Source organism: Actinopolymorpha singaporensis (assembly GCF_900104745.1).
Taxonomy (GTDB): domain Bacteria; phylum Actinomycetota; class Actinomycetes; order Propionibacteriales; family Actinopolymorphaceae; genus Actinopolymorpha; species Actinopolymorpha singaporensis.
The window spans coordinates 4322638-4345229 of record NZ_LT629732.1 but is presented as its reverse complement, the minus strand read 5'-3'; the positions used below and the strand labels follow the sequence as shown (position 1 = coordinate 4345229).

Sequence of the window (22592 nt, the reverse complement as noted above, 5' to 3'; positions counted from 1 at the left end):
CATCCTTCCCGACGCGCCGGCTCCCCACCCGGTCGGCGCGGTCAGCGCCCGTCGCCGCTTGTCAGTGCAGTCGGTGCCGTCAGCGGCGGATGCCGGTCCGCTCGCGCGCCGCGCGTCCCGGCCCGCCCCGGCGTACCTGCCCCGGCGCCCGCCACGGGCTGTCCTCGCGCCGGGCGGCGATCCGCGACGACCGCAGCTGGTACGGCACGCTGGTCACCAGCACCCCCGGGGTGAACAGCAGCCGGCCCTTGAGCCGCAGGGCGCTCTGGTTGTGCAGCAACTGCTCCCACCAGCGGCCCACGACGTACTCCGGGATGTAGACCATCACGATGTCGCGCGGGCTGGCCCGGCGGATGCTTCGGGCGTACTCCACGATCGGCCGGGTGATCTCGCGGTACGGCGAGGCCAGCACCTTCAGCGGCACCGGGATCCCGCGGTGGTCCCACTCGTCCACCAGCCGGGCGGTCTCCTCCGGGTCGACGTCGACGGTCACCGCCTCCAGTACGTCCGGGCGCGACGCGCGGGCGAACGCGATCGCCCGCAGGCTGGGCCGGTGCAACTTGGACACCAGCACGACCGCGTGCACCTTCGACGGCAGCGTCATATCCTCGTCGGTGTCGATCGCGATCTCGGCGGCCACCCGGTCGTAGTGCTTGCGGATGCCCTTCATCAGCATGAACAGCACGGCCATCGCCGCCAGCGCGATCCACGCCCCGTGGCTGAACTTCGTGATCAGCACGATGATCAGCACCAGGCCGGTGGTCACCAGGCCGACCGCGTTGACCATCCGGCTGCGTTGCATCCGGGCGCGGGCGGTGGGGTCCTGTTCTGTGCGCAGCAGCCTGCCCCAGTGCCGCAGCATGCCGGTCTGGCTGACCGTGAACGACACGAACACGCCGACGATGTAGAGCTGGATCAGCCGGGTGACGTCCGCACGGAACGCGAGGATCAGCACGATCGCGAAGCCGGCCAGCAGGATGATGCCGTTGGAGTACGCCAGCCGGTCACCGCGGGTGTGCAGCTGCCGGGGCAGGAAGCCGTCCCGCCCGAGGATCGAGCCGAGAACCGGAAAGCCGTTGAACGCGGTGTTGGCGGCCAGCACCAGAATCACGCCGGTGACTGCGGCGACCACGTAGAAGCCGATCGGAAAGTGGTCGAAGATCCCGGCGGCCAGCTGACTGATCACCGGCGGCTGGTGGTAGTGCGGCCCCACCGGCGTGCCGTCCGCGTGCAGCAGTTGCGTGGCAGGCCGCTCGGCCATCCGCACGTGCATGAGGTTGGCCAGCACGTTGACGCCGACACCCATCGTGATCGCGACCACGGCCAGCATCAGCAACGTGGTGGCGGCGTTGCGGCCCTTCGGCTTGCGGAACGCGGGTACGCCGTTGCTGATCGCCTCCACGCCGGTGAGCGCCGCGCTTCCGGAGGCGAACGCCCGCAGGATCAGGAACACCCCGGCGAGCCCCATCAGCCCATGGGCATACCCGGGTTCGGGTGCGACGTGCAGACTGGCACTCTCCGCCTCCGGCAGATTGCCGAGTGCCAGCCGGACGAAGCCCCAGGCCGCCATCCCGAGGATGGCGAACATGAAGAGGTATGTCGGGATGGCGAAGGCCGTGCCGGACTCGCGGATGCCGCGCAGGTTCATCGTCATCAGGAACAACGTGGCGATCACCGCCACGATGGTCTGGTGGCCCTGCAGCGACCCGATCGCGGTCGCGGCGTACTGCGCGGCCGAGGAAATCGACACGGCCACGGTGAGCACGTAGTCGACCAGCAGCGCGCTTGCCACGGTGAGCCCGGCCGACTGGCCGAGGTTGACGCTCGCGACCTCGTAGTCGCCGCCGCCGGACTGGTAGGCCTGCACCGTCTGGCGATAGGAGGCCACCACCACGAGCATGACCAGGGCGACCGCGATCCCGATCTTCCACGAGAAGGCGTACGCGGCCAGGCCGGCCGCGGAGAGGGTGATGAAGATCTCGTCCGGTGCGTAGCCCACGGACGACAACGCGTCACTGGCGAAGACCGGAAGGGCCACCCGCTTCGGCAGCAGTGTCTCGCCCAGCTGGGTGCTGCGGAGCTTCCGGCCGACGAGCAGACGTTTGCCCAGATCACCTAATCCCACGGGAGGGATGCTAGAGGTACGGGCTGATCCGGTCGCGTTGCGCCTGGATCACCCGCCGGTCGGGCGGGCACGCTCGCCCCGGTGTAGCGTTCGGTTTTGCCCTGACGAGAGATCGTGCGAAGAAGGACACTGTGCACATCGTGATCATGGGCTGCGGCCGGGTCGGTTCCACACTCGCGCACAGCCTGGAGGACCGCGGCCACAGCGTCGCGATCGTGGACCGGGCGGCCGAGGCCTTCCGTCGGCTGGGCCCGCACTTCGCCGGGCGCACCGTCACCGGCATCGGCTTCGACCGGGACATCCTGATCGAGGCCGGAATCGAGCAGGCCGGTGCGTTCGCGGCGGTTTCCAGCGGTGACAACTCCAACGTCCTCGCCGCGCGGATCGCACGGGAGATCTTCCGCGTCGACAACGTGGTGGCCCGCATCTACGACCCCGGCCGGGCCGAGGTCTACCAGCGGCTCGGCATCCCCACCGTGGCCACGATCCCCTGGACGACGCACCAGATCATCCGACGGCTGCTGCCGGAGGGCTCGGAGCCGGAGTGGCGCGACCCGACCGGCACGGTCCGGCTGGCCGAGGTGCACATCGGGCCCGCCTGGGTGGGCCACCGGGTGACCGACCTGGAGCAGGCGTCCGGCGCCCGGGTGGCGTTCCTGACCCGCCTCGGCGAAGGGATCCTCCCCCACCGGGACACGGTCATCCAGGACGGTGACCTCGTGCACGTCATCATGCGGGAGGACGGCATCGAGAAGGTCGAGGCCGCGTTCGCCACCGGACCGGAGGACGTCTGATGCGTGTCGTGATCGCCGGGGCCGGCAACGTCGGCCGCTCCATCGCCGCCGAGCTCCTGGAGAACAACCACGAGGTCCTGCTGATCGACCGGGACCCGCGGGCCACCAAGGCCGAGGCGGTGCCCAACGCGGAGTGGCTGCTGGCCGACGCCTGCGAGCTGTCCACCCTCGACGAGGCCGCGCTGCACCGCTGTCAGGTGGCCATCGCCGCCACCGGCGACGACAAGGCCAACCTCGTCGTGTCGCTGCTGGCCAAGACCGAGTTCGGCGTCCCGCGGGTGGTCGCCCGGGTCAACCACCCCAAGAACGAGTGGATGTTCAACGAGTCCTGGGGTGTCGACGTGGCGGTCTCCACTCCCCGGATCATGGCCGCGCTGGTCGAGGAGGCCGTCTCCGTCGGCGACCTGGTACGGCTGTTCACCTTCCGCCAGGGCGAGGCCAACCTGGTCGAGCTCACCCTGCCGTCCGACTCCACCTGCATCGGAAACCGCGTCCAGGACGTCTCCTGGCCGCCCGACACAGTGCTGGTGGCGATCGTGCGGGAGGGCCGGGTGCTGGTGCCCACCGGCGACACTCCGCTGGAGGCGCACGACGAACTCCTGTTCGTCGCCGTCACCGAGCGGGAGAAGGAGCTCCAGGAGCTGTTGTGCCCGCACCAGGCGAAGAAGGCCCGCCAGAGCTGACGGGGCCAGGGATCACTTGGGGTGCTGCCGGGCGGCGATCCGCTCGGCGGCCTGCCTGACCGCACGGAAGTGTTCCTGCGGCACCGAGCCTTTCACCACGACGTACGTCAGCCAGAGCAGGACCAGCCACAGCGGCCAGCCCATCACGACCCGGGCCACGCCGAGCGCGACCACCTGGTCGGCGAGGTACAACGGCAGCTGGACGGCGAGCTTGAGCAGGAAGAACCCCGCCCACAGCCAGCCCGCCCGGGTGAACGCCCGCAGCAGCACCGGGTCGTCCCGCCACGCCGTGCCCCAACCCGCGGCCAGCCCCACCACGACACCGATCAGCGGCCAACGGGCGAGGTTGGCGACGAGGTAGCCGATCGCGTAGGCGGCGTTGATGAACAGGCCGGGCAGGTAGAAGTCGGCGGCCTTGCCGGTGGCGTTGGCGATCAGCGCGGCGATGGCGACGCCGAAGAAGCCGCCGACGACGTTCTGCAGCGGGTCGCGGCGTACCAGCCGGATCGCGGCGAACACCACGCCCACCCCGATCGCCACCATGAGCGCCGGCCGCAACTGCTGGCCGGACAGAGTGAAGGCGGCGACGAACGCCAGACCGGGAAGTCCTGCGTCCAGGAGCCCACTCCAACCGCCGAAGACGCGCAGGAGGGAGAAGGCGTCCTCTTCCTCGGACCCCTCTGCCTCCTCGGACCCCTCTGACTCCTCGGACCCCTCTGACTCCTCGGACTCATCCGCCGCCGGCGTGCCGGCACGCGCCGGGGACGGTTCGGCCGCGGCGTCCTGCCGGGCGGGAGCCTCGGTGCGCTCGGGAGCCTCGATGTGGTCGGCGGGCCGGCCCGGCACCCAACCGGGCGAGTCGTCGTCTGGGCGGGGCGACGGTCCGTCGGTCACGTTCACTCTCCCAGTGGCCTGAGTTCGTAGCGGGGGTTGTACATGATCCTTCGGTCGTCGTGGACCGCGATCCGGCCCCGGACGATGATGTTCCGGCCGGGTTCGATCCCGGCGATCCGCCGCCGGCCGAGCCACACCAGGGCCACCTTTCCGGACCCGTCGTACAGCTCCGCCTCCAGTGCGGGCGTGCCCGCCCGGGGGCGCAACGTCACCGTCTTGATGGTGCCGCGCAGCTTGACCTGCTCACGGTCTGCGCAGCCGTGGATCGGGTCGTAGCCCGCCTCCAGCACGTCGTCCTGCAGCTCGGCCGCCTCGAGGTCGTCCTGGCTGCTGGTCAGTCTGGAAAGGGCACGACGCCACATACCGGTGCGTGTCGACCTGGTTGTGTCGCCGCTCATGCGACGCAGCGTACTCGGGGGCTCAGGACACGACGAGACCGCCGCACGGCGCGGGCGGTGCCGGTCAGCCGAGGCCGTCGACGTCATCGGCGTCCTCCGGGCCGACCCGCTGGGCCTCGTCGGGCAGGCGCAGCGGGATCATGTCGCGCGGCGCCATCGGTCCCTTGCCGCGGACCACGACCACCTGCGCCATCGCCGCGAGCAGGGGTTCGGCGGCGTCGGGTTCGACCGCCGCGCGGCCGATCAGCGTGCCGCGCAGGAACCACCGAGGGCCGTCCACACCGACGATGCGGGACGCCTGGGTGGCCTGCTGGCCGTCGGGCATCATGGCCGGGACGACAACCTTCACCTCCGGCCCGAACGGCCCGGTGCCCTCGGTCACCATGCCTCCGCGCCGGGTGGTCTCGGCGGCGATCTCGCGGCGGATCTCGTCCCACAGGCCCTCGGTGCGCGGTGCCGCGAACGGCCGCAGCTCCAGCGCGGAGTCCTCCTGGACGAACAGCGCGGCGACCACGGATTGGGACTCCTCGTCCACCTGCAGCCGCAGCTCCATCCCCTCGACCGGGTGCACCTGCAGCCCGCCGAGGTCGATCCGGCCCACCTCCAGCGGCTCGTGGAGCGACTCCACCTCGCTGGCGTCGTAGGGCCCCTGGGCACGCGGCGTGGCGCCCGTGGCGGCCCGCGTTCCCGCGCCGGTGTCGGCGGCCTCGGTGCCGGACTGCTCGTCGACGGCGTACGTGGGCACGTCGTCGTCGGCCGGACGGCGGCCCCGGCGGCGACGGTCGCGCGCGTCGAGGTCGGCGGGTGAGGAGTTGGCCCTTCGGAAAATCACGTCAGATCCCTCCACCGCGGGGTTGGCCCGCGTCGGTAAAGCCCCCGGTCGAGCCGTGGCCGTCGGCGCCGCGCAGCGACCCCGGCAGGGAGTCGACCTCGACGAACCGGGCACGTTCGACTTTCTGGATCACCAGCTGCGCGATTCGGTCACCGCGCCGGAACTCGACCGTGGTGTGCGGGTCGAGGTTGACCAGGACGACCTGGATCTCGCCGCGGTAGCCGGCGTCGACGGTGCCCGGGGCGTTGACGATCGATACGCCGAGGCGGGCAGCGAGGCCGGAACGGGGGTGCACGAAGGCGGCGTACCCGGCAGGCAGCGCGATCGCCACGCCGGTGGGAACCACCGCGCGCTCCCCCGGCGCAAGAGTGACGTCGACCGTGGTCACGAGGTCGGCACCGGCGTCGCCGGGGTGGGCGTACGCCGGAATCGTCACGTCCTGGTCGAGACGCCGGATCAACACCGGTACGTCGTCCGCGCTGGTCACGGTGCCCGACCCTACTCGCAATCCCGGGTGCTCGCGGTGGGAGGCTTGCCGACGTGAACGCGCCATCGGATCACACCCCTGATCGCCGCGCGGAGCCCGCGGACGCCGCGCCGACCGGCTCGCCGGGACCCGAGTTCGAACACTCCGAGCACCACTCCGAGCCCCGGTCCGGCCCCAACTCCGGGCACGAGTCGGGGACGCTCTACGCCGAACGCTGGTGGGTGCCGGTGTCCTGGTGGGCGTTCGCGGCGGTGATGGTCGCGTCGTTGTGGTTCGCCGCGGAGCACGCCATGGGCGGCCCCGGCCACGTGATCGGCGCCCTGGCGGCGGCACTGTGTGGTGCGGGCCTGGGCTACCTCGGCAGTACGCGGGTCCTGGTGGACGGCGCCGGGCTCTCGGTCGGCAAGGCCAGGGCACCGCAGCAGACGATCGGCTCGGTGCTGGCCCTGACGACCGGGCAGGCCCGGGCGCTGCGGGGCCCGGCGGCCGACGCGACCGCCCGGATGTTCCTGCGTCCCTACATTTCCCGGGGGGTCCGGGTGGAGATCACCGACCCGACCGACCCCACGCCGTACTGGTACGTCGCGAGCCGTCATCCCGAGCAGCTGGCAGCCGCCATGGAGCGGGCTCGGGGCTCCCGGTCCCTCACGGACTGAGCCGCGGGGGGCCGGTTCGCCCGAGACCGGGCCGCCGGCGGTCACCCAACACTCCGGGCCGGCCCCGCCCGGATCTCGCGCGAGCACGGTCACGACATGCCAGACTCGACCAAAACAGGGAGGTTCCACGTGCAAAGGTCGAAACTCGGATGGACCCTCGTGCGGAGTGTCAGCACGCTGGCCGCGGTGGCGTTGACCCGGAAGGCGGTCGACACCAGCTGGCGCTACGTCACCGGCAACGAGCCGCCCTCGGACCCGGAGGATCCCGACCTGACCTGGAAGGAAGCGGTCACCTGGGCGCTGGCCAGCGGGATGGGCATCGCCATCGCCCGGCTGCTGGCGACCCGGCAGGCCGCCAAGCTGTGGCAGCGCTGGACCGGTGAGCTGCCGCCGTCGAAGTAGCACCGGACCAGGCGAGGCCGCCCGGACATGACGACGCGTCCGGTGGTGAGCCGCCGCACGTGGCGGTCACTCACCCCCGGACGCGTAGGTCTCTTGTTCCCCGTCCAGCCTGTCCGGCTGTGCTGCCTGGCTGTTCCGCTCGGCCGTTGCTGTGTGACTGTGCTGCGTGGATCCGTCCTGCGGACCTAGGCGGCGCAGTCCCGGCAGATCGGCCCGCCGTTCTTCTCGAACGCGAGCTGACTGCGGTGGTGCACCAGGAAGCAGCTCGAACAGGTGAACTCGTCCGCCTGGCGGGGCAGCACCCGCACGGAGAGTTCCTCGTTGGAAAGGTCGGCGCCCGGGAGCTCGAACGTCTCGGCCACCTCGGCCTCGTCGACGTCGACCTTCCCGGAGTTCTTGTCCATGCGCCGCGCCTTGAGCTCCTCGATGCTGTCCTCGGAAAGCTCCTCGTCCGTCTTGCGTGGCGCGTCGTAATCGGTGGCCATCGTCCCTCTTCCCCCTGGCTCAGCGGGTCTTGCGGTGTGCACGTCGTTGTGCGGTGTGTAACGGGACCCTCGGTCTGCGGCGCTCGGGCAGCGGGTCCGGACTGCTTGTCGAGCACCTAACGCACGGCGGGCCGAACTTGTGCCCGATCCGGGGCGCAGATTCTGCCTTACCCCGCTCCGGGCCGGACGCACCTGGATAGGTGTCGTCGATCTGGTCGTCGAATGAGCGGTCTCCCGCGCCGTTCGACATGCGCGGCGCCCGGATCCTACCCCGGGTCGATGACAAACCGTCCCCGAGGATGACCTGGTTTACCACGAACGCCTGAAAGTCTTGCGTTGTGCTGGAACTCGTAGGTGTCACCAAGCGGTACGGCGACCGCGTCGCCGTCGATGATCTCTCCTTGTCGGTCGGGCCTGGGCAGATGTTCGGCTTCGTCGGAACCAACGGCGCGGGCAAGACCACGACGATGCGCATCCTCATGGGCGTCCTGGAACAGGACGCCGGACAGGTCCGCTGGAACGGCCGTCCCGCCGACGCCGACGCCCGGCGAAGCTTCGGGTATATGCCCGAAGAGCGCGGCCTCTACCCGAAGATGCGCATCCGCGAACAACTTGTCTATCTCGCCCGGCTGCGCGGCACCGCACGCGACGTGGCGGCCAACGCTGTCGAGGAGCTGCTGGCGGAGTTCGGTCTGGCCGACCGAGGCGGTGACCGGGTGGAGGCACTCTCCCTCGGTAACCAGCAGCGGGTGCAGCTGGCCGCGGCACTCGTGCACGACCCGGCGTTCCTGGTGCTGGACGAGCCGTTCTCCGGCCTGGACCCGGTGGGTGTGGACGCGCTGGCCGAGATCCTCGCCCAGCGGGTACGCCGCGGCGTGGGCGTGCTGTTCTCCAGCCACCAGCTCGATCTGGTCGAACGCCTCTGCCACGCGGTCGGCATCATCCGGGCCGGCCGGATCGTCGCCACCGGGACGGTCGAGGAGCTCCGGAAGCAGAACCGCCCGCGCCGCTACCTCGTGGCGGTCGGTGCGGGCGCGGGCTGGACAGCCGCCGTTCCAGGAGTCGAGGTGGTCGCCGAGGACCGGCGTGACGACAGCCTGGCCACCACGGTCGAGCTCGCCGCCACGGTCGACCCGCAGCAGCTGCTCGACGCCGCCCGCGCGGCCGGCCCGGTGCACGAGTTCCGGCCGCTCACCCCGAGCCTGGTCGACCTCTTCCGTGAGGTCGTCTCCGAGGACCTCACGGAGTCCTCGTCCCACACCGCCCCGAGCCCGGCCACCCAGGAGATCCCGGCATGAGCGCCCCGCTGTCCATGTCCGAGGCCACCCGCACGGTGGCCCGTCGCGAGCTGACCGAGCGACTGCGGGACAAGTCGTTCTGGTTCTCCACCGTCCTCACGCTGGTCATCCTGGGCGTGGTGCTCTTCCTGCCCAAGCTGCTGGGCGGCGACGACACCTATCGACTGGCCTACGCCGGACCCGCCGCCGACCAGCTCGCCGCCTCGGTGAAGACCCAGGCCACGGCACTCGACCTCACGGTCGAACGCGCCCGCTACGCCGACGAGGCGGCGGCGCGGGCGGCGATCACCGACGGCAAGCTCGACGCGTACGTCGCCGCCGGGAAGGTGGTCGTCAAGGACAAGCTGGACCCGCAGATCGCCGCGGCGATCCAGACCGCCCACCGCGACGTCGTCGCCGCAGAGCGGCTTCGTCAGGGTGGCATGGACCCCGCGGCGGTTCGGGCGGCCCAGCAGGTCGCGCCGCTCGCGGTCGACGCCCTCGACCCGACCGACCCCAAGGCCGAGATGCGCGGCCAGATCGCGTTCATCGGCAGCATCGTGCTCTACGGCCAGCTGATCGGCTACTGCATGTGGGTGGCGTTCGGCATCGTCGAGGAGAAGGCGAGCCGGGTGGTCGAGCTCATCCTCTCCGCGATCTCCACCAGGGCGCTGCTGGCCGGCAAGATCCTCGGCATCGGGCTCCTCGGGTTCGCCCAACTGGCCGTGATCGCCGCGTTCGGGCTGAGCCTGGGCAACGCAACCGGCATGCTGAACGTCACCACCGACCTGCTGATCCCGGTCGGGTTCGTGCTGTTGTGGTTCGTCCTCGGCTATGCCTTCTACAGCTCGGTGTTCGCTGCCAGCGCGGCCAGGGTGTCGCGCCAGGAGGAGCTGCAGAACGTCATCGGGCCGGCCAACATGCTGATCATGGTGTCGTTCTTCGCGACGTTCTACGTGAACGCCCATCCCGACGCCCTGGTCTCGCGGGTGCTCGCGATCCTGCCGCCGTTCTCGGCGCTGTGCGCTCCGGTCCGGATGGCGCGGGGTGACGCACCGCTGTGGGAGATCGGGCTGGCCCTGGTCCTGATGCTGGCCGCGATCGCCGCCCTGGTCGTGACCGGTGCGCGGATCTACGAGGGCGCGATCCTGCGGATGGGCGCCAAGATCTCCCTGCTGGACGCGTGGCGCGGCGCGCGGACACGCTCCACCTCGGCTGTCGAGGCGACCAGCTGACCGGAGCCTACTGACCGGGAGCCTTCCGACCGGAGCCTGCCGACCGGGAGCCTGCCGGCAGAGCCGGGACGCACAGACGAAACGGCCCCCGCACGAGATCGTGCGGGGGCCGTTTCGCGTACGCGGCTACTGCGCGACTGCTCCGCGACTACCTGGGCGGGCCTACTTGCCGGCCGGCTTCAGGTCGCCGGACAACATCAACATGATGGTGAAGTTGTCGGCGTACGGGGAGTTCTGCAGCAGCGGGTCGCTGTCGGCCGGCCACTTGTCGACCCGGACACCCTCCAGGCACGGGTTGTTGCCGTACCGCTCGAACAGCGGCACGATCGGCAGCAACTCGTTGAACACCACCGCCGCCTTGGCGACGTTGCGCTTCTGCTCGGCCTCGTCCAGGCCCTGCGCGGCGGAGAGCACGACCTCCTGGAGGTCGACCTGGCCGAACGCCTTGGTGTTCTGCTTCAGCTCGAAGTCCATGCCCTTGCCACCCTGGTTGGCGGCGATCGGGATGTTGTGCGTGAACAGGTCGGCGACGAAGGCGAAGTGCGGGTGCGGCTGGGAGGACGTACCCCAGCCCTGGATCGCCAGCTCGAAGTTGCCCTTGTCCACGTCGATCGGCTGCTGGGTGAAGGTGACCCCGCGGCCGGTGACCTTGATCCCGAACGCCGACAACTGCTTGGCGGCGTTCTCACCGGCCGCCGACCAGTCGGCGAACTCCGCCGGGAACGTGATCTCGTAGGCCGCCGGCTTGCCGTCCGGCTTCATCCAGGAGTTGCCCTGCTTCTTCCAACCGGCCTGGGTGAGCAGGTCCGCCGCCTTCTTCGGGTCCAGGTCGTACTTGTCGAGCTTGGCCTGCTCGGCGTCGCTCAGCCAGTCCGGCACCTGGTTGTCGGAGAAGCCGGTCATGAACTTCACGCCCTTGCCGGAGTCACCGAGGGCGAACGTGCCGTTGTCGTTGCGGTTGATCGCGTGCGCGATGGCCTGGCGGACCCGCGCGTCCTTGAACTCCGGAAGCTTGGCCATGTTGAAGAAGATCGCCGGGCCGGAGTAGACCGGCGGACGGATGATCCGCAGGCCCTTCTTGATCATCTGCTTCTCGGTGGCCACCGGGAATCCGTGGGTGGCGTAGTCGACCTGCTTGCCGACCACCAGCGGGGTGATGGTGGGCACCTCGCCGTTGTAGAGGACAACCCGGTCGAACAGCACCTTGTCCGTGGCGTAACCCTTGTCCTTCTTGAGCAGGGTCAGCTGGGCGTTGGTGATGCTGTTGAAGTCGAACGTGAAGGGGCCGCTGGTGATGAACTCCTTTGCGGGGTTCTTCGGGCGGTAGCCCTGCAGGTCCTCGTTCAGCTTCTTGCCCTCGGGGCTGTCGAGGTCCTTGCCGCCGTTGAACAGGTCCTGCGCGCGCTTGGCGAACTCGCCGTAGGTCGCGTCGGAGAAGATCGCCTGGCGGATGGCGTACCGCTCCAGCACCGTCGACGGCTTCTTCATCGAGAAGACCACGGTCTGGTCGTCGGTGGCCTTCACGTCGTCGATCAGGTCCCACTCGACCTGGCGCATGATCCGCCGGCACCAGAACGTCGTCACGACGTCCTTGCTGGTGATCGGCTTGCCGTCACTCCACGAAAGGCCCTGGCGGACGTGGTAGGTGAAGGTCTTCGCCTTGCCGTCGAACTCCCACTTCTCGGCCAGCATGGGCTCCCACTTCTTCTCCGCCCAGCGGTACATGCCGCCGGGGAGAAGAATGAGGTCCTGGTAGGGCGTGCCACCGAGGATCGCGTCGGTCACGCCGCTCATCAGGTTGAAGTGGCCCTTGGGCGGCACGGAGTACGGATAGGCACCGCGGAACTCGCCGCCCTTGCCACCGCCACCGCCGGCTCCACCGCCGCCGCCAGCCCCGCCCCCTCCGTTACCGCTGTGCTGGCCGCCACACGCGGACAGCACCGCGGCGCCCGCGGCACCGAGGCCGAAGATCTCGAGCACCCGTCGCCGGGAAAGCTGGGGCCCGAACGGGCCTGGTGTTGCGTTCATCAGGTTCCTCCCCATCAAGGGATCAGTGCAGCGCTAGGAGGGTTCTGCCTAGCGATTCTTCAGACGTACGAGAACGAAGACCAACGCCGCGAACAACAGCCCCATGACGAGCATGAAGCAGGTGATCACGAACTGTGCCGTGCCGGGCTCGACGATCAGCAACAGCAGCCCGGAGAAGACGACGACGAACGCCGCCACCCGGAACGCCACGAGTCCGGCACCGGGGCCGATCATGCCGCCGGGGCCCCACTAGCCGGTGCGCCGTCGGCGTTCGCCGCCTTGGCCGCGGTGCGGGCCGCCCGCTTGCGCCGGGCGAGGTCGGGGTCGGCTTCGGGCACGGCCTCCAGCAGCGCCTGGGTGTAGGCGTCCTGTGGGTCGCCGATCACCCGAAGGGTCGGACCGTACTCGACGATCTTCCCCTCGTGCATCACCGCGATGTCGCCTTCGGCGCCGAAGTACTTCGCCATCGCCAGGTCGTGGGTGATGAACATGAAGCCGACGCCGAGCTCGGTACGCAGCTTGGTGAGCATGCCGAGCAGCCCGATCCGGATGGACACGTCGAGCATCGAGGTCGCCTCGTCCGCGATAATCAACCGCGGCTCGAGGGTCAGCGCCCGGGCGACCGCCACCCGCTGACGCTGCCCACCCGACATCTGGTGGGGAAACTTCGGCATGAACGTCTCGGGCGGGGTGAGCCCCACCTGGGCGAGGAGTTCGGCCACGCGCTCACGCGCCTGGGAGCGGTTCTTCACCAGGCCGTGCCGCCGAAGCGGCGCCGACAGCGTGGAGTAGACGTCCTGGATCGGGTTCAGCGAGGCGTAGGGGTCCTGGTGGACGTACTGCACCGCGCGGCGGAACCGCTTGAACCGGCTCTTGTCCGGGCGCCGCTGCCCGAGGATGTCCTCACCCTCGAACCGCACCACGCCCTCGGAGGGACGCAGCAGCCCGGAGGCGATCTTCGCCGTGGTGCTCTTGCCGGAGCCGCTCTGCCCGACCAGGCACATCACCTCGCCCACCCCGAGCCGCAGGGTCACGTCGTCGACGGCCCGCACCTCGCCGCGGCGGGTGCTGAACACCTGCGTGATGCGGTCGAGTTCCAGCAGCGGGCCGGACGTCGCCTCGTCAGCCATGGGTCGGCACCTCCTTGCGCTCCTCGGTCACGGTGGGCACGGCGTTGATCAGGCTCTTGGTGTAGTCGTGCTGGGGGCGGTAGAAGATGTCGCGTACGTCGCCCATCTCGACGATCTTGCCGCCGTACATCGTGGCCACCCGGGTGGCCAGCTCGGCGGCCACCGCGAGGTCGTGCGAGACGAAGATCATCGCGAAGTCCAGCCGCTCGTGCAGCTCGTGGATCAGGTCGACGATCGCCCGCTGGGTGAGGATGTCCAGCGCCGTGGTCGGCTCGTCCAGGATGAGCATCTGCGGACGCAGCAGCATCGCCATCGCGATCAGCACGCGCTGGCGCATGCCGCCGGACAGCTCGTGCGGGTAGGACTTCAGCACCCGGTCCGGGTCGAGGTCGACGTCCCGAAGGACCTGGGTGGCCCGCTCGTACGCCGTTCGCTTCGACATCGAGCGGTCGTGCGCGCGAACGGTGTCGTACATCTGGTCCCAGACCTTCAGCACCGGGTTGAAGGAGTTCATCGCGCCCTGGAACACCATGGCGGCCTCGGACCACCGGAATTTCCGCAGCTGCTGCTTGTCGAGCTTGAGCAGGTCGACCGTCGAACCGTCCCGGCGCCGGTAGGTCACCGACCCCGACGGGATCGAGCCCAGCTTCGGCAGCAGCCGGAGCAGGCCAAGGCCGAGGGTGGTCTTCCCGCAGCCGCTCTCCCCGATCAGCGCGATGCTCTCGCCCGGGTAGAGGTCGAAACTCACACCGTCAACGGCACGGTGGGCCGGGTCGTTCACGCCCTGCCCGGTCTTGTACTCGACCACCAGGTCGCGCACCGACAGGACCGGCTCGCCCGTGGGGTTCGCGTTCGAACCCTCGACTACGCCTTCTCCCACAGCGTCCTCCTAGTTGTGCCGCAGTCGGGGGTTCAGGATTTCCTCGAACGACCTCGCCATCGTCACGAGCGAGAGCTGGAGGATGCAGATCGACAGGACCGGACCGAGGATGTAGCCGAGGCTGCCGTCGAAGAAGATGGCGCCGCGGGTCCAGGCGAAGTTGATCATGATGCCCCAGTTGTCGCCCTGCATGGGCGCCAGGCCGAGGAGGTACAGACCGGCCATCGCGTAGATGGCGTTGGTCATGCCGATGACGAAGTTCATCAGGATGAAGCTCGCCATGTTGGGCAGGATCTCCCGGATCACGATCCGGCCCGTGCCGAGGTCGAGCAGCCTGGCCGCCTCGATGTACTCCCGCTGCTTGAGCGAGAACACCTGGGCGCGGACGGCGCGCAGCAGACCGGGCCAGCCGAGCACGCCGAGGATGATGGCCAGCGTGATCGAGTCGCCCACGCGGTAGAACGCCGCCAGTACCGCGAGCAGGATGATGCTCGGCACCGTCAGCACGATGTCGGTGGCCGTCACGATGATGGAGTCGACCCGACCGCCGAGGTAGGCGGCCAGCGCACCGAACACCACCGCGATCACGGTGGAGATCAGGGCGGCGAGGAAGCCGACCAGGATGACCGCCCGGCCGCCGTCGACGACCTGGATGAACACGTCGCGGCCCTCGGAGTCGAAGCCGAACGGGTGGCTCCAGCTCGCCGGCCCGTAGATGAGGTTGGTGTTGGTCGGCAGGTCGTTCGGTGTGAACAGCGGGCCGATCAGGCACACGAGGACCATCAGCGTGAAGACGCAGAAGCCGAGGAAGCCGGTCTTGCTGCGCATCAGCTCACGGACGAAGGAGCGGAACGCGCCCGTGCCCTGCTCGTCCGGCGCCGGGGCCTGGGCCGGCTGCATCGTGCCGGTGTCGAGGATCTGGGTCACGGTCAGCCCTCCTTGCTGGTGATGCGGATCCGCGGGTCGACCCGGCTGTAGAGCAGGTCGGCCACGAGGTTTGCCAGCACCACGGAGATGGTGACGATCAGCAGGATGCCCTGCAGGACGGGGTAGTCACGACGCTGGACCGCCTCGTAGAGCAGGAATCCGATGCCCTGGTACTGCGTCACCTGCTCGACCAGGATCGAGCCGCCGACGACGAAGCCGAGGGAGAGGATGAAGCTGGTGAACAGCGGCAGCATGGCGTTGCGGCCGACGTACTGCACCTGGATCCGGCGGTCGGTGAGCCCCCGCGCCCGGGCGACCGTCACGTAGTCCTCGCCGAGGGTCTCCACCGTCGACGACTTCATCACCAGCATCCAGCCACCGAGCGACGTCAGCACGTAGACGAACATCGGCAGGGCTGCGTGGTAGAAGGCGTCGGAGAGGAAGTACAGGCTGAACTCCGGGTGCACGCCCGGCGAGTAGGCGCCGCGCATGTTCGCGATCGGCAGCCACTCCAGCTGGACGCCGAAGAAGACGATGATCATCATCGCCAGCAGGAAGTTCGGGACGGAGTGCGTGATCGAGGCGACCAGGGTCATCGCGTGGTCGAAGATCCCGCCGCGCCGGTAGGCCATCGCCATGCCGATGCCGATGCCGAGCAGGAAGCTGATGATCAGCGCGATGCCCACGCTGAACAACGTCCACGGCAGGTAGGCGCCGATCTGGGAGGTCACCGAGGAGCCCGGCGAGAGCAGCGAGGTGCCCAGGTCACCCTGGACCAGGCCGCTGAGGTAGTGGACGTACTGCATGAACTTCGACTCGTTCGGGTCGAAGGAGAACAGGCCGGCCGCGGCGTTGGCGGCCTCCTGGTAGCTCATGCCGTACTGCGCGATCTGCTGGTTGATGTAGACGTCCACCGGGTTGCCCGGCAGCAGTCGCACCAGGAAGAAGATGGCGGTCGCAACCACGTAGATCGTCAGGAAAGCCTTGACGACCCGGCCCACGATGTACCTCGTCGTGGACGATCTCCGGCCGGCCGGTTTCGAGCCCTTCTCCGGCTCGTCCGTCTCCAGGCTTTCGGTCGCAGCCACCTTCACCTCCCGGCTTCTTCATCACCGGTACGACCGGCGGCTTCCGCGCACAATGCGCAGTCGATCCGACACTGTCGTCACAGGGATGCGTGGTTTCACATAGTGCTCCCCGTACGGATTCGCACCGGGAACTTCGGCTGACCCGGAACGTATACCTTCACCGGGGCGGAACGGAACCACATCAGGCAAGTTGTAACCCGATTTTGTTGCGGAAATCTGCACAGTCCTGGCTATGTCCATCCCGTTTCGCGCAAGCTCCTACACCTTATGTCTGGTTTCGTGGCGATTTGGCGGCGTCCGTGTCGTACCGGCGGAACCACGCGCCGGGGAGGTTCTCCGGTGTTCGCGCACCGTCGGTTGTGTACGAATCGGCGGGAGGGCCGGTGGCGTTGTCACAGCGTTTGCGGTGAAGGCTCACGGACCAGTTTCCGGGTGACTCCGGAAAGCGTTCGGACAATTACCAAGTGCAGTCAAGGCACGGCTTTGATGCGGAGCAATGTGAGATTTACCGCATTGGTTTCTTCCGCGCACACCGAACGGTCGAAGAAACCAAGCGTCGGGCGTCCGACTAGCAGCCGCCCGAACTGCTCGCGCCGCGGACGGCCACCACCGGGCTCCCCACGACGTCCGCCCCGTGGGTCACCACCAGCGACCGCAGCTCGTCGAAGACACCCGGCGCTGCGGCGATCGCCAGCCGGCGGCTCGCGGCCTCCCCCGGCAGGCCACCGACCCGGGCGCCGGCCTCCCGGGCCACCAGCAGACCTGCCGACCAGTCCCATGGATGCAATCCGGTCTCGTAGTAGGCGTCGAGTCGGCCGCAGGCCACCGAGCACAGGTCCAGCGCCGCCGACCCGATCCTGCGGACGTCGCGCACGCGGGGCAGGACGTGCCGCAACAGCTCGGCCTGCCGGGCGCGCAGGCCGGAGTCGTACCAGAAGCCCGTCCCGACCAGCGCACGGTCGAGCTCGGACACGTCGCCGGCCCGCACCGCCTGGTCGTTCAGCCAGGCGCCGGAACCCCGCACCGCCGTCCACAACTCCCCGGCGGGCGGACAGAACACGGCACCGGCCACCACCTCGCCGGCGACCTCCGCGGCGATGCTCACGGCGTACGCCGGCAGGCCGTACAGGTAGTTGACGGTGCCGTCGAGCGGGTCGACCAGCCACCTGACCCCGGATCCGCCAGGGACACTGCCGCCCTCCTCGCCGAGGATGGTGTCGTCCGGGCGCGCGACACGGAGCCGGTCACGGATCAGCGCCTCCGACGCCGTGTCCATCGCGGTGACGATGTCCGTCGGCGTCGACTTGGTGTGCGCGACGCTCACCTCGTCGGTCAGCCGCCGCGCGAGAAGCAGCTCGCCCGCCTCGCGCGCCGTCCGTGCCGCGAGGTCGAGCAGCGCCGCGGGATCGCCGGTCGTTTCCGCGCTCACACCAGCTCCGGGCGTTCCCAGCCCGCCCCCTCGACGTGCCAGGAGAGGAAAGCGAACACCGTGGAGTACCACACCTTCGCGTGGTGCGGTGAGAGCACCCAGTGGTTCTCGTCGGGGAAGTAGAGGAAGCGGTGCGGCAGCTCGGCCGGGTCGCCGTCGTGCAGGCGGTTGAGCTCCCACCAAAGCCGCAGGCCCTCCCCGATCGGCACTCGGTAGTCGCGGTCACCGTGGATCACCAGCATCGGCGTGGTGATCTGCTCCGCGGACAGGTGCGGTGAGTTGGCGAGGGCGCGCTCGGGAGTGAGCTCGCGGAACCAGTAGGACGCCACGTCCGTCGTCGGACCGAACTGGTCCAGGGCCCACAGGCTGGCGTGCGTCACGATCGCCTTGAACCGGTCGGTGTGCCCGGCCACCCAGTTGGCCATGTAGCCGCCGAACGAACCACCCATCGCCGCCGTCCGGTCGGCGTCGATCTCGGGCACCTCGAGGGCGGCGTCGGTCACCGCCATCAGGTCGGTGAACGGCTCGGCACCCCAACGGCCCCACCCCCGGTCGACGAACTCCTGGCCGTACCCGGTGGACAGCGCCGGATCGGGCAGCAGGACGGCGTACCCGCGGGCGGCCATCAGCCATGGGTTCCATCGCCAGCTCCAGGTGTTCCACGACGACAGCGGACCACCGTGGATCCACAGCAGCAGCGGTGCCGGCTGCTGCGCGGAAGCGCCGTCGGGAAGCACCAGCCAGGCCCGCAGGTCCGAGCCGTCCTGGGCGGTCGCGGTCACCTCGGTGAGCCGTCCCGGGAGTTCGGGGGTCGCTTCCGGGCCGCGCAGTCGCTCCGCCTCCTGGTCGACGGCGCCGACCGCGAGCCGGACGATCGACGGCGGCGCGTCCACGGCGTTGCGCAGCGCGTAGAGGGAACGGCCGTCGGGCGCCGGCTCGAGTGCGGCATAGGCGCCGGACGCGGTGAGCCGGCGCATGCAGCCGGTGGCGACGTCCACGGCGAAGACCGGGCAGTGGCCGCGTTCGTCCGCGGTGAAGTAGATGGTGTGCCCGTCCGGGGACCAGCGGGGCTCGCGCGGCCACAGATCGAGCTCGGGGGTGAGGTCCCGCGCCTCACCGCCGTTCAGCGGGACCAGCCACAACGTGACGTCGGGCGCGGCTTCGGTGGTGCTACGGCGCTCGCGCGAACACACCACCCAACGGCCGTCCGGTGAGATTCGGGGGCCCTCGTGGTCGTGGTCGGGGTCGGTGGCCAGCACCCGGCGCTCTCCGGTCGCGGTGTCGAACGCCGCCAGGTCGACGCGGTGGTCGCCCTGGCGGGTCGCGACCTTCCACGTGCTGACGACGGTGCGCCCGTCAGCGCTGACGTCGGCCGAGCCTTCGTCCAGCGCGCGGCCGGGCTCGGGGCTGAGATCGCGGGGCCGCGGCCGGCCCTCGTCGACGTCGAACGCGTCGGCGGCGAAAAGGCGGAGCTCGTCCGGGCCGAGGTCGTGGTCCCAGTAACGAACGGGGTAGCTCTCGTGCAGGATCGCCGACACCGACGCGTCGGCGCGGGCCTTGCGGCGCTCACGGTCGTCGTCGGCGGACTTGGTGCCGGGAAGGGTGGGTGCGGTGAACACGAGCGTGCCCGCCTCCCGCGCCACCATGACTCCGCCGATCCCACCCGGCCGGGCCAGCACCCGACGCGCCTCGCCGCCTCCGGCGGGCAGCACCCACAGGGCGGGCTTGTCGGCGTCGTTCGCGCCGTCACCGTCACCGGCGGACGCCTCCGCCGAGTCGGTGTCGGCGGGCACCTCGGACTCCTCGGACCGCGAGGACTCCGGCGGCTCCGGCCACTCCTCGTGGGGTCGTTTGGCCACGAACAGCAGCGAGCCGTCGGGCAGGAACGCCGCACCGCTCTCGCCGGTGGTGCCGCGGGTGAGCCGGCGCGCCGGGCGCGCACCGGACGGGTCGACCTGCCACAACGACGTGACGTACTTCTTGCGGTCGGGTGAGAGCTGCTGGGCGGCGGCCACCAGGCGGCTGCCGTCCGGCGCCAGCCACAGACCGGCGAGGCGCCGCAACGCTACGTATGTGTCGAGATCGTGGAAGGGGGTGGCCGTCTCCGCAGTCATGCGGATCAGCCTAGGGGCGGCCACCCCCACAGGGCGAGATGATCTTCGACCGCGGGCCCACTCCGGCCGGTCAGGGTCGGCGCGCGCCTCGGATGGTGGTTCGGACGGTGGTTCGGACGGACTCAGCCGGCGTCGCAGGCGGCCGGGCGGTCACCGCGCGGGTTGCGGCAGCACCCGGCTGGGCAGTTGCCCCAGGTGGGCCCCAGAGAACCCGTCAGCTCGGTGCCCCCGCCGCGTTCGTCATCCTTGTCCGCGGCGACCTGCTCCCGGACGAGGTCGCCGACCATGCGAACGAACCTCGGGTCGACCCCCGGCGTGGCCACCCGGGTGAAAGCCACCCCGAGCCGGCCGGCGGTGGCCCGGGCCTCGGTGTCCAGGTCGTACAGCACTTCCATGTGATCGGAGACGAAACCGATCGGCACCACCGCAACGCCCGGCACTCCTCGATCGGCCAGCGCCGCGAGGTGGTCGTTGACGTCCGGCTCCAGCCACGGCTGGCTCGGCGGACCGGACCGGCTGCAGTAGACGAGGTCCCAGCCGACCTCCCGGCCGGTCCGGCCGGCCACCTCGGTGGCCACGGTGGTCGCGACGTCACGGTGTTCGGCGACGTAGCGGCCGCCCTCGGGCCCGCTGGCGGCGTTCATCGCCTCGGGCACCGAGTGGGTGACGAAGACGATCCGCGACCCGGCCGGCAGGCTCCGCAGCGCGTCGGCCGTCCCGTCCACGAAGGGAGCGACGAAACCGGGACGATTGAAGTAGTGCGGCAGCCGGACGAGCTCGGGGGCGCCCTCGCCGATGTCGGTCAGTGCGTCGGCGAGGTTCTCGCGGTACTGCCGGCACCCCGAGTAGGACGCGTACGCACTGGTGAACAGGCAGGCCGCCCGCCGGACCCCGGCCGAGCGCATCCGCGCGAGCGTGTCGGACAGGTAGGGGTCCCAGTTGCGGTTTCCCCAGTAGACCGGGAGGTCCGGGCCGCGATCCCGCAGGTCCTCCTCCATCGCGGCCTTCAGCGCCCGGCACTGGTCGTTGATCGGGCTGCGGCCGCCGAAAAGGAAGTAGTGCTGGCCCACCTCGGCGAGGCGTTCGCGAGGAATGCCCCGCCCGCGGGTGACGTTCTCGAGGAATGGCACGACGTCGTCCGGTTTCTCCGGTCCGCCGAACGAGACCAGCAGAACGGCATCGATCGGGACGGCTCGCATGGTCCCGATATTCGCAGGTGCCCTGTCGGTGCTGCTCGTTAGGGTGAGCGGAGCGGTTCCCCGGGCTCGTCGCCGCACATCGCACAGCACGTGAGGCACCGCACCACCACCACCACGTCCGACCAACCCCAACCGTGAGCTGCCCTGTCATGTTCAGCCCCTACCGCACGATCCTCGGCCATCCCGGGAGCCTGGCCTTCTCCCTCACCGGCTGGTTCGCCCGACTTCCGCTGTCGATGGTTGGGCTCGGTCTGGTCCTGCTCGTGTCGGCCACCACCGGCTCCTACGGCCTGGCCGGCACGATCTCCGCGTCCTATGTCATCGCGGCGGCGGTGCTGGCCCCGGTGCAGGCCCGCCTGGTCGACCGCCACGGGCAGCACCTCGTCCTTCCCCTGATCGCGGCGCTCAACGCGGTCGCGCTGGGAGGCCTGATCGTCGCAGTACGGGCCGGAGTGGCGTCCCCGCTCCCCCAGGCGCTGGCGGCGGTCGCCGGAGCGTCCGGCCCGCTGGTCGGTTCCTACGTCCGCGCCCGGTGGACCCATCTGCTCGAGGGCAAGCCGGAGTTGCACACGGCGTTCGCGCTGGAGGCACTGCTGGACGAGGTCGTCTTCATGGTCGGCCCGCCGCTGGTGACCCTGCTGGCCACCACGGTGAGCCCGGTCGCGGGACTGGTGACGGCCATCGTCGCGGGCGTGGTCGGCGCCTGCCTGCTGGCCGCACAGCGGCGTACCCAGCCGCCGGTCCACCGTCCCGGCAGCGGGCAACAGGTGAAGCCACCGCTCGGCTGGCCGGTGCTCGGTCCCGTCGTCGTGGCGTGCGCGGGTCTCGGCGCGCTGTTCGGCAGCGCCGAGGTCGTGGTCGTCGCGGTCGCCTCCGACGCGGGTCACCGGTCCGCGTCCGGTCTTCTGCTGGCCGGCTGGGCCACGGGGAGCATGCTGTCGGCGCTGGCGCTGGGAGCGATGCGGCTGCGGATGCCGCCGATGAAGCGGTTCCGGCTCGGCGCCGCGTCGATCGCCGCGACGATGCTGCCGCTGCCGTTCATCGGTCACCTCGGCGTGCTCGGCGTCGTCCTCTTCCTGGCCGGGTTCGCGATCTCGCCCACGCTGGTGGCGAGCATGGCGGTCGTGCAGCGCACCGTCCCGCCGGCCCGGCTCAACGAGGGCATGGCCTGGACCACCACCGGGATGGCCGCGGGTGTGGCGGCCGGTGCCGCTGTCGCGGGTCAGGTCGTCGACGCCGCGGGTGGACGCGCGGGCTTCTACGTCCCCCTCACCGCCGGAGTCGTCACCGTGCTCGTCGCGTTCGTGGCCAGGGCGCCGCGACGAGGTGCGCCCGCCGATGTCACCGAGCCCGTCGAGCTGACCACGACGTGACGCCTGCCGGCCATCGCCGGACCTTCGCCCGCCCTTCCTGACCCCGGCCTGCCCTTCTGCGCGCCCCGGAGACCGACACCGACGCGCTAGGGTCCGTAGGGTCTTCGCGAATGGCGTACTCCCCCGAGACCACGGATCAGTCGAACCGCCTCGGGT

The 22592-nt window shown here is 70.1% G+C and carries 22 protein-coding genes; 7 read left to right on the top strand and 15 right to left on the bottom strand.

Going from position 1 to position 22592, the window contains the following annotated elements:
• Positions 1-79: 79 nt before the first annotated feature.
• Positions 80-2125 (bottom strand): APC family permease, encoded by a 2046-nt coding sequence (locus BLU27_RS19520; protein WP_092655112.1) that lies wholly within the window; start codon positions 2123-2125, stop codon positions 80-82.
• 131 nt (positions 2126-2256) lie between these two features.
• Between BLU27_RS19520 and BLU27_RS19515 the strand changes: the two genes are divergently transcribed.
• A complete protein-coding gene (locus BLU27_RS19515) occupies positions 2257-2919 on the top strand; it encodes a potassium channel family protein (protein ID WP_092655111.1) in 663 nt (220 codons plus the stop codon).
• Positions 2919-3602: a potassium channel family protein gene (locus tag BLU27_RS19510; RefSeq protein ID WP_092655110.1), complete on the top strand. Its 684-nt coding sequence runs from the start codon at positions 2919-2921 to the stop codon at positions 3600-3602. The genes BLU27_RS19515 and BLU27_RS19510 overlap by 1 nt, the downstream gene beginning before the upstream one ends.
• 12 nt (positions 3603-3614) lie before the next feature.
• Here BLU27_RS19510 and BLU27_RS19505 read toward each other — a convergent pair whose 3' ends face one another.
• From BLU27_RS19505 to dut, 4 genes are all read right to left on the bottom strand, one after another.
• Complete coding sequence (locus BLU27_RS19505; RefSeq protein ID WP_157728696.1) at positions 3615-4496, bottom strand: DUF3159 domain-containing protein; 882 nt, start codon at positions 4494-4496, stop codon at positions 3615-3617.
• A 2-nt stretch (positions 4497-4498) separates the two neighbouring features.
• The gene (locus tag BLU27_RS19500) at positions 4499-4894 is read right to left on the bottom strand and encodes an OB-fold nucleic acid binding domain-containing protein (RefSeq protein ID WP_092655108.1); all 396 of its coding nucleotides are present in this window, start codon (positions 4892-4894) and stop codon (positions 4499-4501) included.
• A 64-nt stretch (positions 4895-4958) separates the two neighbouring features.
• Complete coding sequence (locus BLU27_RS19495; protein WP_241827523.1) at positions 4959-5726, bottom strand: DUF3710 domain-containing protein; 768 nt, start codon at positions 5724-5726, stop codon at positions 4959-4961.
• A 1-nt stretch (position 5727) separates the two neighbouring features.
• Entirely contained in the window at positions 5728-6213 is a 486-nt protein-coding gene (gene dut / locus BLU27_RS19490; protein WP_241827522.1) for a dUTP diphosphatase, read from the bottom strand.
• 53 nt (positions 6214-6266) lie between these two features.
• On the opposite strand from dut, the gene BLU27_RS19485 reads away from it, so the two are divergent.
• Together BLU27_RS19485 and BLU27_RS19480 are read left to right on the top strand one after the other, a co-directional pair.
• On the top strand, positions 6267-6869 hold the full coding sequence (locus tag BLU27_RS19485; RefSeq protein WP_092655106.1) for a DUF3093 domain-containing protein: 603 nt from the start codon (positions 6267-6269) through the stop codon (positions 6867-6869).
• Positions 6870-7028: 159 nt separating this feature from the next.
• On the top strand, positions 7029-7271 hold the full coding sequence (locus BLU27_RS19480) for a DUF4235 domain-containing protein (protein ID WP_241827521.1): 243 nt from the start codon (positions 7029-7031) through the stop codon (positions 7269-7271).
• 185 nt (positions 7272-7456) lie between these two features.
• On the opposite strand, the gene BLU27_RS19475 is transcribed toward BLU27_RS19480, so the two are convergent.
• Positions 7457-7756, bottom strand: a complete 300-nt coding sequence (locus BLU27_RS19475; RefSeq protein ID WP_092655104.1) for a DUF4193 domain-containing protein — start codon at positions 7754-7756, stop codon at positions 7457-7459.
• 338 nt (positions 7757-8094) lie between these two features.
• On the opposite strand from BLU27_RS19475, the gene BLU27_RS19470 reads away from it, so the two are divergent.
• Together BLU27_RS19470 and BLU27_RS19465 are read left to right on the top strand one after the other, a co-directional pair.
• The gene (locus tag BLU27_RS19470) at positions 8095-9054 is read left to right on the top strand and encodes an ABC transporter ATP-binding protein (RefSeq protein ID WP_092655103.1); all 960 of its coding nucleotides are present in this window, start codon (positions 8095-8097) and stop codon (positions 9052-9054) included.
• Positions 9051-10268, top strand: a complete 1218-nt coding sequence (locus BLU27_RS19465) for an ABC transporter permease (protein WP_092655102.1) — start codon at positions 9051-9053, stop codon at positions 10266-10268. Before BLU27_RS19470 ends, BLU27_RS19465 begins: the two co-directional genes overlap by 4 nt.
• A gap of 162 nt (positions 10269-10430) precedes the next feature.
• On the opposite strand, the gene BLU27_RS19460 is transcribed toward BLU27_RS19465, so the two are convergent.
• The 9 genes from BLU27_RS19460 to BLU27_RS19420 all read right to left on the bottom strand — a co-directional run bounded on the left by BLU27_RS19460 (position 10431) and on the right by BLU27_RS19420 (position 21063).
• A complete protein-coding gene (locus tag BLU27_RS19460; RefSeq protein WP_092655101.1) occupies positions 10431-12296 on the bottom strand; it encodes an ABC transporter substrate-binding protein in 1866 nt (621 codons plus the stop codon).
• A 48-nt stretch (positions 12297-12344) separates the two neighbouring features.
• Entirely contained in the window at positions 12345-12530 is a 186-nt protein-coding gene (locus tag BLU27_RS19455) for a hypothetical protein (protein WP_092655100.1), read from the bottom strand.
• Positions 12527-13426 (bottom strand): ABC transporter ATP-binding protein, encoded by a 900-nt coding sequence (locus BLU27_RS19450; RefSeq protein ID WP_092655099.1) that lies wholly within the window; start codon positions 13424-13426, stop codon positions 12527-12529. The genes BLU27_RS19455 and BLU27_RS19450 overlap by 4 nt, the downstream gene beginning before the upstream one ends.
• Positions 13419-14306 carry an ABC transporter ATP-binding protein gene (locus BLU27_RS19445; RefSeq protein ID WP_092655098.1) on the bottom strand — a complete coding sequence of 296 codons (888 nt, stop codon included), beginning with the start codon at positions 14304-14306 and terminating at the stop codon, positions 13419-13421. The genes BLU27_RS19450 and BLU27_RS19445 overlap by 8 nt, the downstream gene beginning before the upstream one ends.
• 9 nt (positions 14307-14315) lie before the next feature.
• Positions 14316-15233, bottom strand: coding sequence for an ABC transporter permease (locus BLU27_RS19440; protein WP_092655097.1), 918 nt, complete (start codon positions 15231-15233; stop codon positions 14316-14318).
• 2 nt (positions 15234-15235) lie between these two features.
• Positions 15236-16321 (bottom strand): ABC transporter permease, encoded by a 1086-nt coding sequence (locus tag BLU27_RS19435; protein ID WP_092657888.1) that lies wholly within the window; start codon positions 16319-16321, stop codon positions 15236-15238.
• Positions 16322-16889: 568 nt separating this feature from the next.
• Entirely contained in the window at positions 16890-17750 is an 861-nt protein-coding gene (locus BLU27_RS19430) for an inositol monophosphatase family protein (protein WP_172804996.1), read from the bottom strand.
• Positions 17747-19864 (bottom strand): S9 family peptidase, encoded by a 2118-nt coding sequence (locus tag BLU27_RS19425; protein ID WP_092655096.1) that lies wholly within the window; start codon positions 19862-19864, stop codon positions 17747-17749. The genes BLU27_RS19430 and BLU27_RS19425 overlap by 4 nt, the downstream gene beginning before the upstream one ends.
• 122 nt (positions 19865-19986) lie before the next feature.
• Positions 19987-21063 carry a ferrochelatase gene (locus tag BLU27_RS19420; RefSeq protein ID WP_092655095.1) on the bottom strand — a complete coding sequence of 359 codons (1077 nt, stop codon included), beginning with the start codon at positions 21061-21063 and terminating at the stop codon, positions 19987-19989.
• Between the two features lie 149 nt (positions 21064-21212).
• On the opposite strand from BLU27_RS19420, the gene BLU27_RS19415 reads away from it, so the two are divergent.
• The gene (locus BLU27_RS19415) at positions 21213-22436 is read left to right on the top strand and encodes an MFS transporter (protein ID WP_092655094.1); all 1224 of its coding nucleotides are present in this window, start codon (positions 21213-21215) and stop codon (positions 22434-22436) included.
• The last annotated feature ends 156 nt before the right edge of the window (positions 22437-22592 follow it).

Bases quoted from the DNA above. Each gene is read 5' to 3' on its own strand.
- BLU27_RS19510 (WP_092655110.1), top strand. From the start codon at position 2,919: ATGCGTGTCGTGATCGCCGGGGCCGGCAACGTCGGCCGCTCCATCGCC.
- BLU27_RS19500 (WP_092655108.1), bottom strand. From the start codon at position 4,894: ATGAGCGGCGACACAACCAGGTCGACACGCACCGGTATGTGGCGTCGT.
- BLU27_RS19475 (WP_092655104.1), bottom strand. From the start codon at position 7,756: ATGGCCACCGATTACGACGCGCCACGCAAGACGGACGAGGAGCTTTCC.
- BLU27_RS19465 (WP_092655102.1), top strand. From the start codon at position 9,051: ATGAGCGCCCCGCTGTCCATGTCCGAGGCCACCCGCACGGTGGCCCGT.
- BLU27_RS19460 (WP_092655101.1), bottom strand. From the start codon at position 12,296: ATGAACGCAACACCAGGCCCGTTCGGGCCCCAGCTTTCCCGGCGACGG.
- BLU27_RS19455 (WP_092655100.1), bottom strand. From the start codon at position 12,530: ATGATCGGCCCCGGTGCCGGACTCGTGGCGTTCCGGGTGGCGGCGTTC.
- BLU27_RS19450 (WP_092655099.1), bottom strand. From the start codon at position 13,426: ATGGCTGACGAGGCGACGTCCGGCCCGCTGCTGGAACTCGACCGCATC.
- BLU27_RS19425 (WP_092655096.1), bottom strand. From the start codon at position 19,864: ATGACTGCGGAGACGGCCACCCCCTTCCACGATCTCGACACATACGTA.
- BLU27_RS19420 (WP_092655095.1), bottom strand. From the start codon at position 21,063: ATGCGAGCCGTCCCGATCGATGCCGTTCTGCTGGTCTCGTTCGGCGGA.
- BLU27_RS19415 (WP_092655094.1), top strand. From the start codon at position 21,213: ATGTTCAGCCCCTACCGCACGATCCTCGGCCATCCCGGGAGCCTGGCC.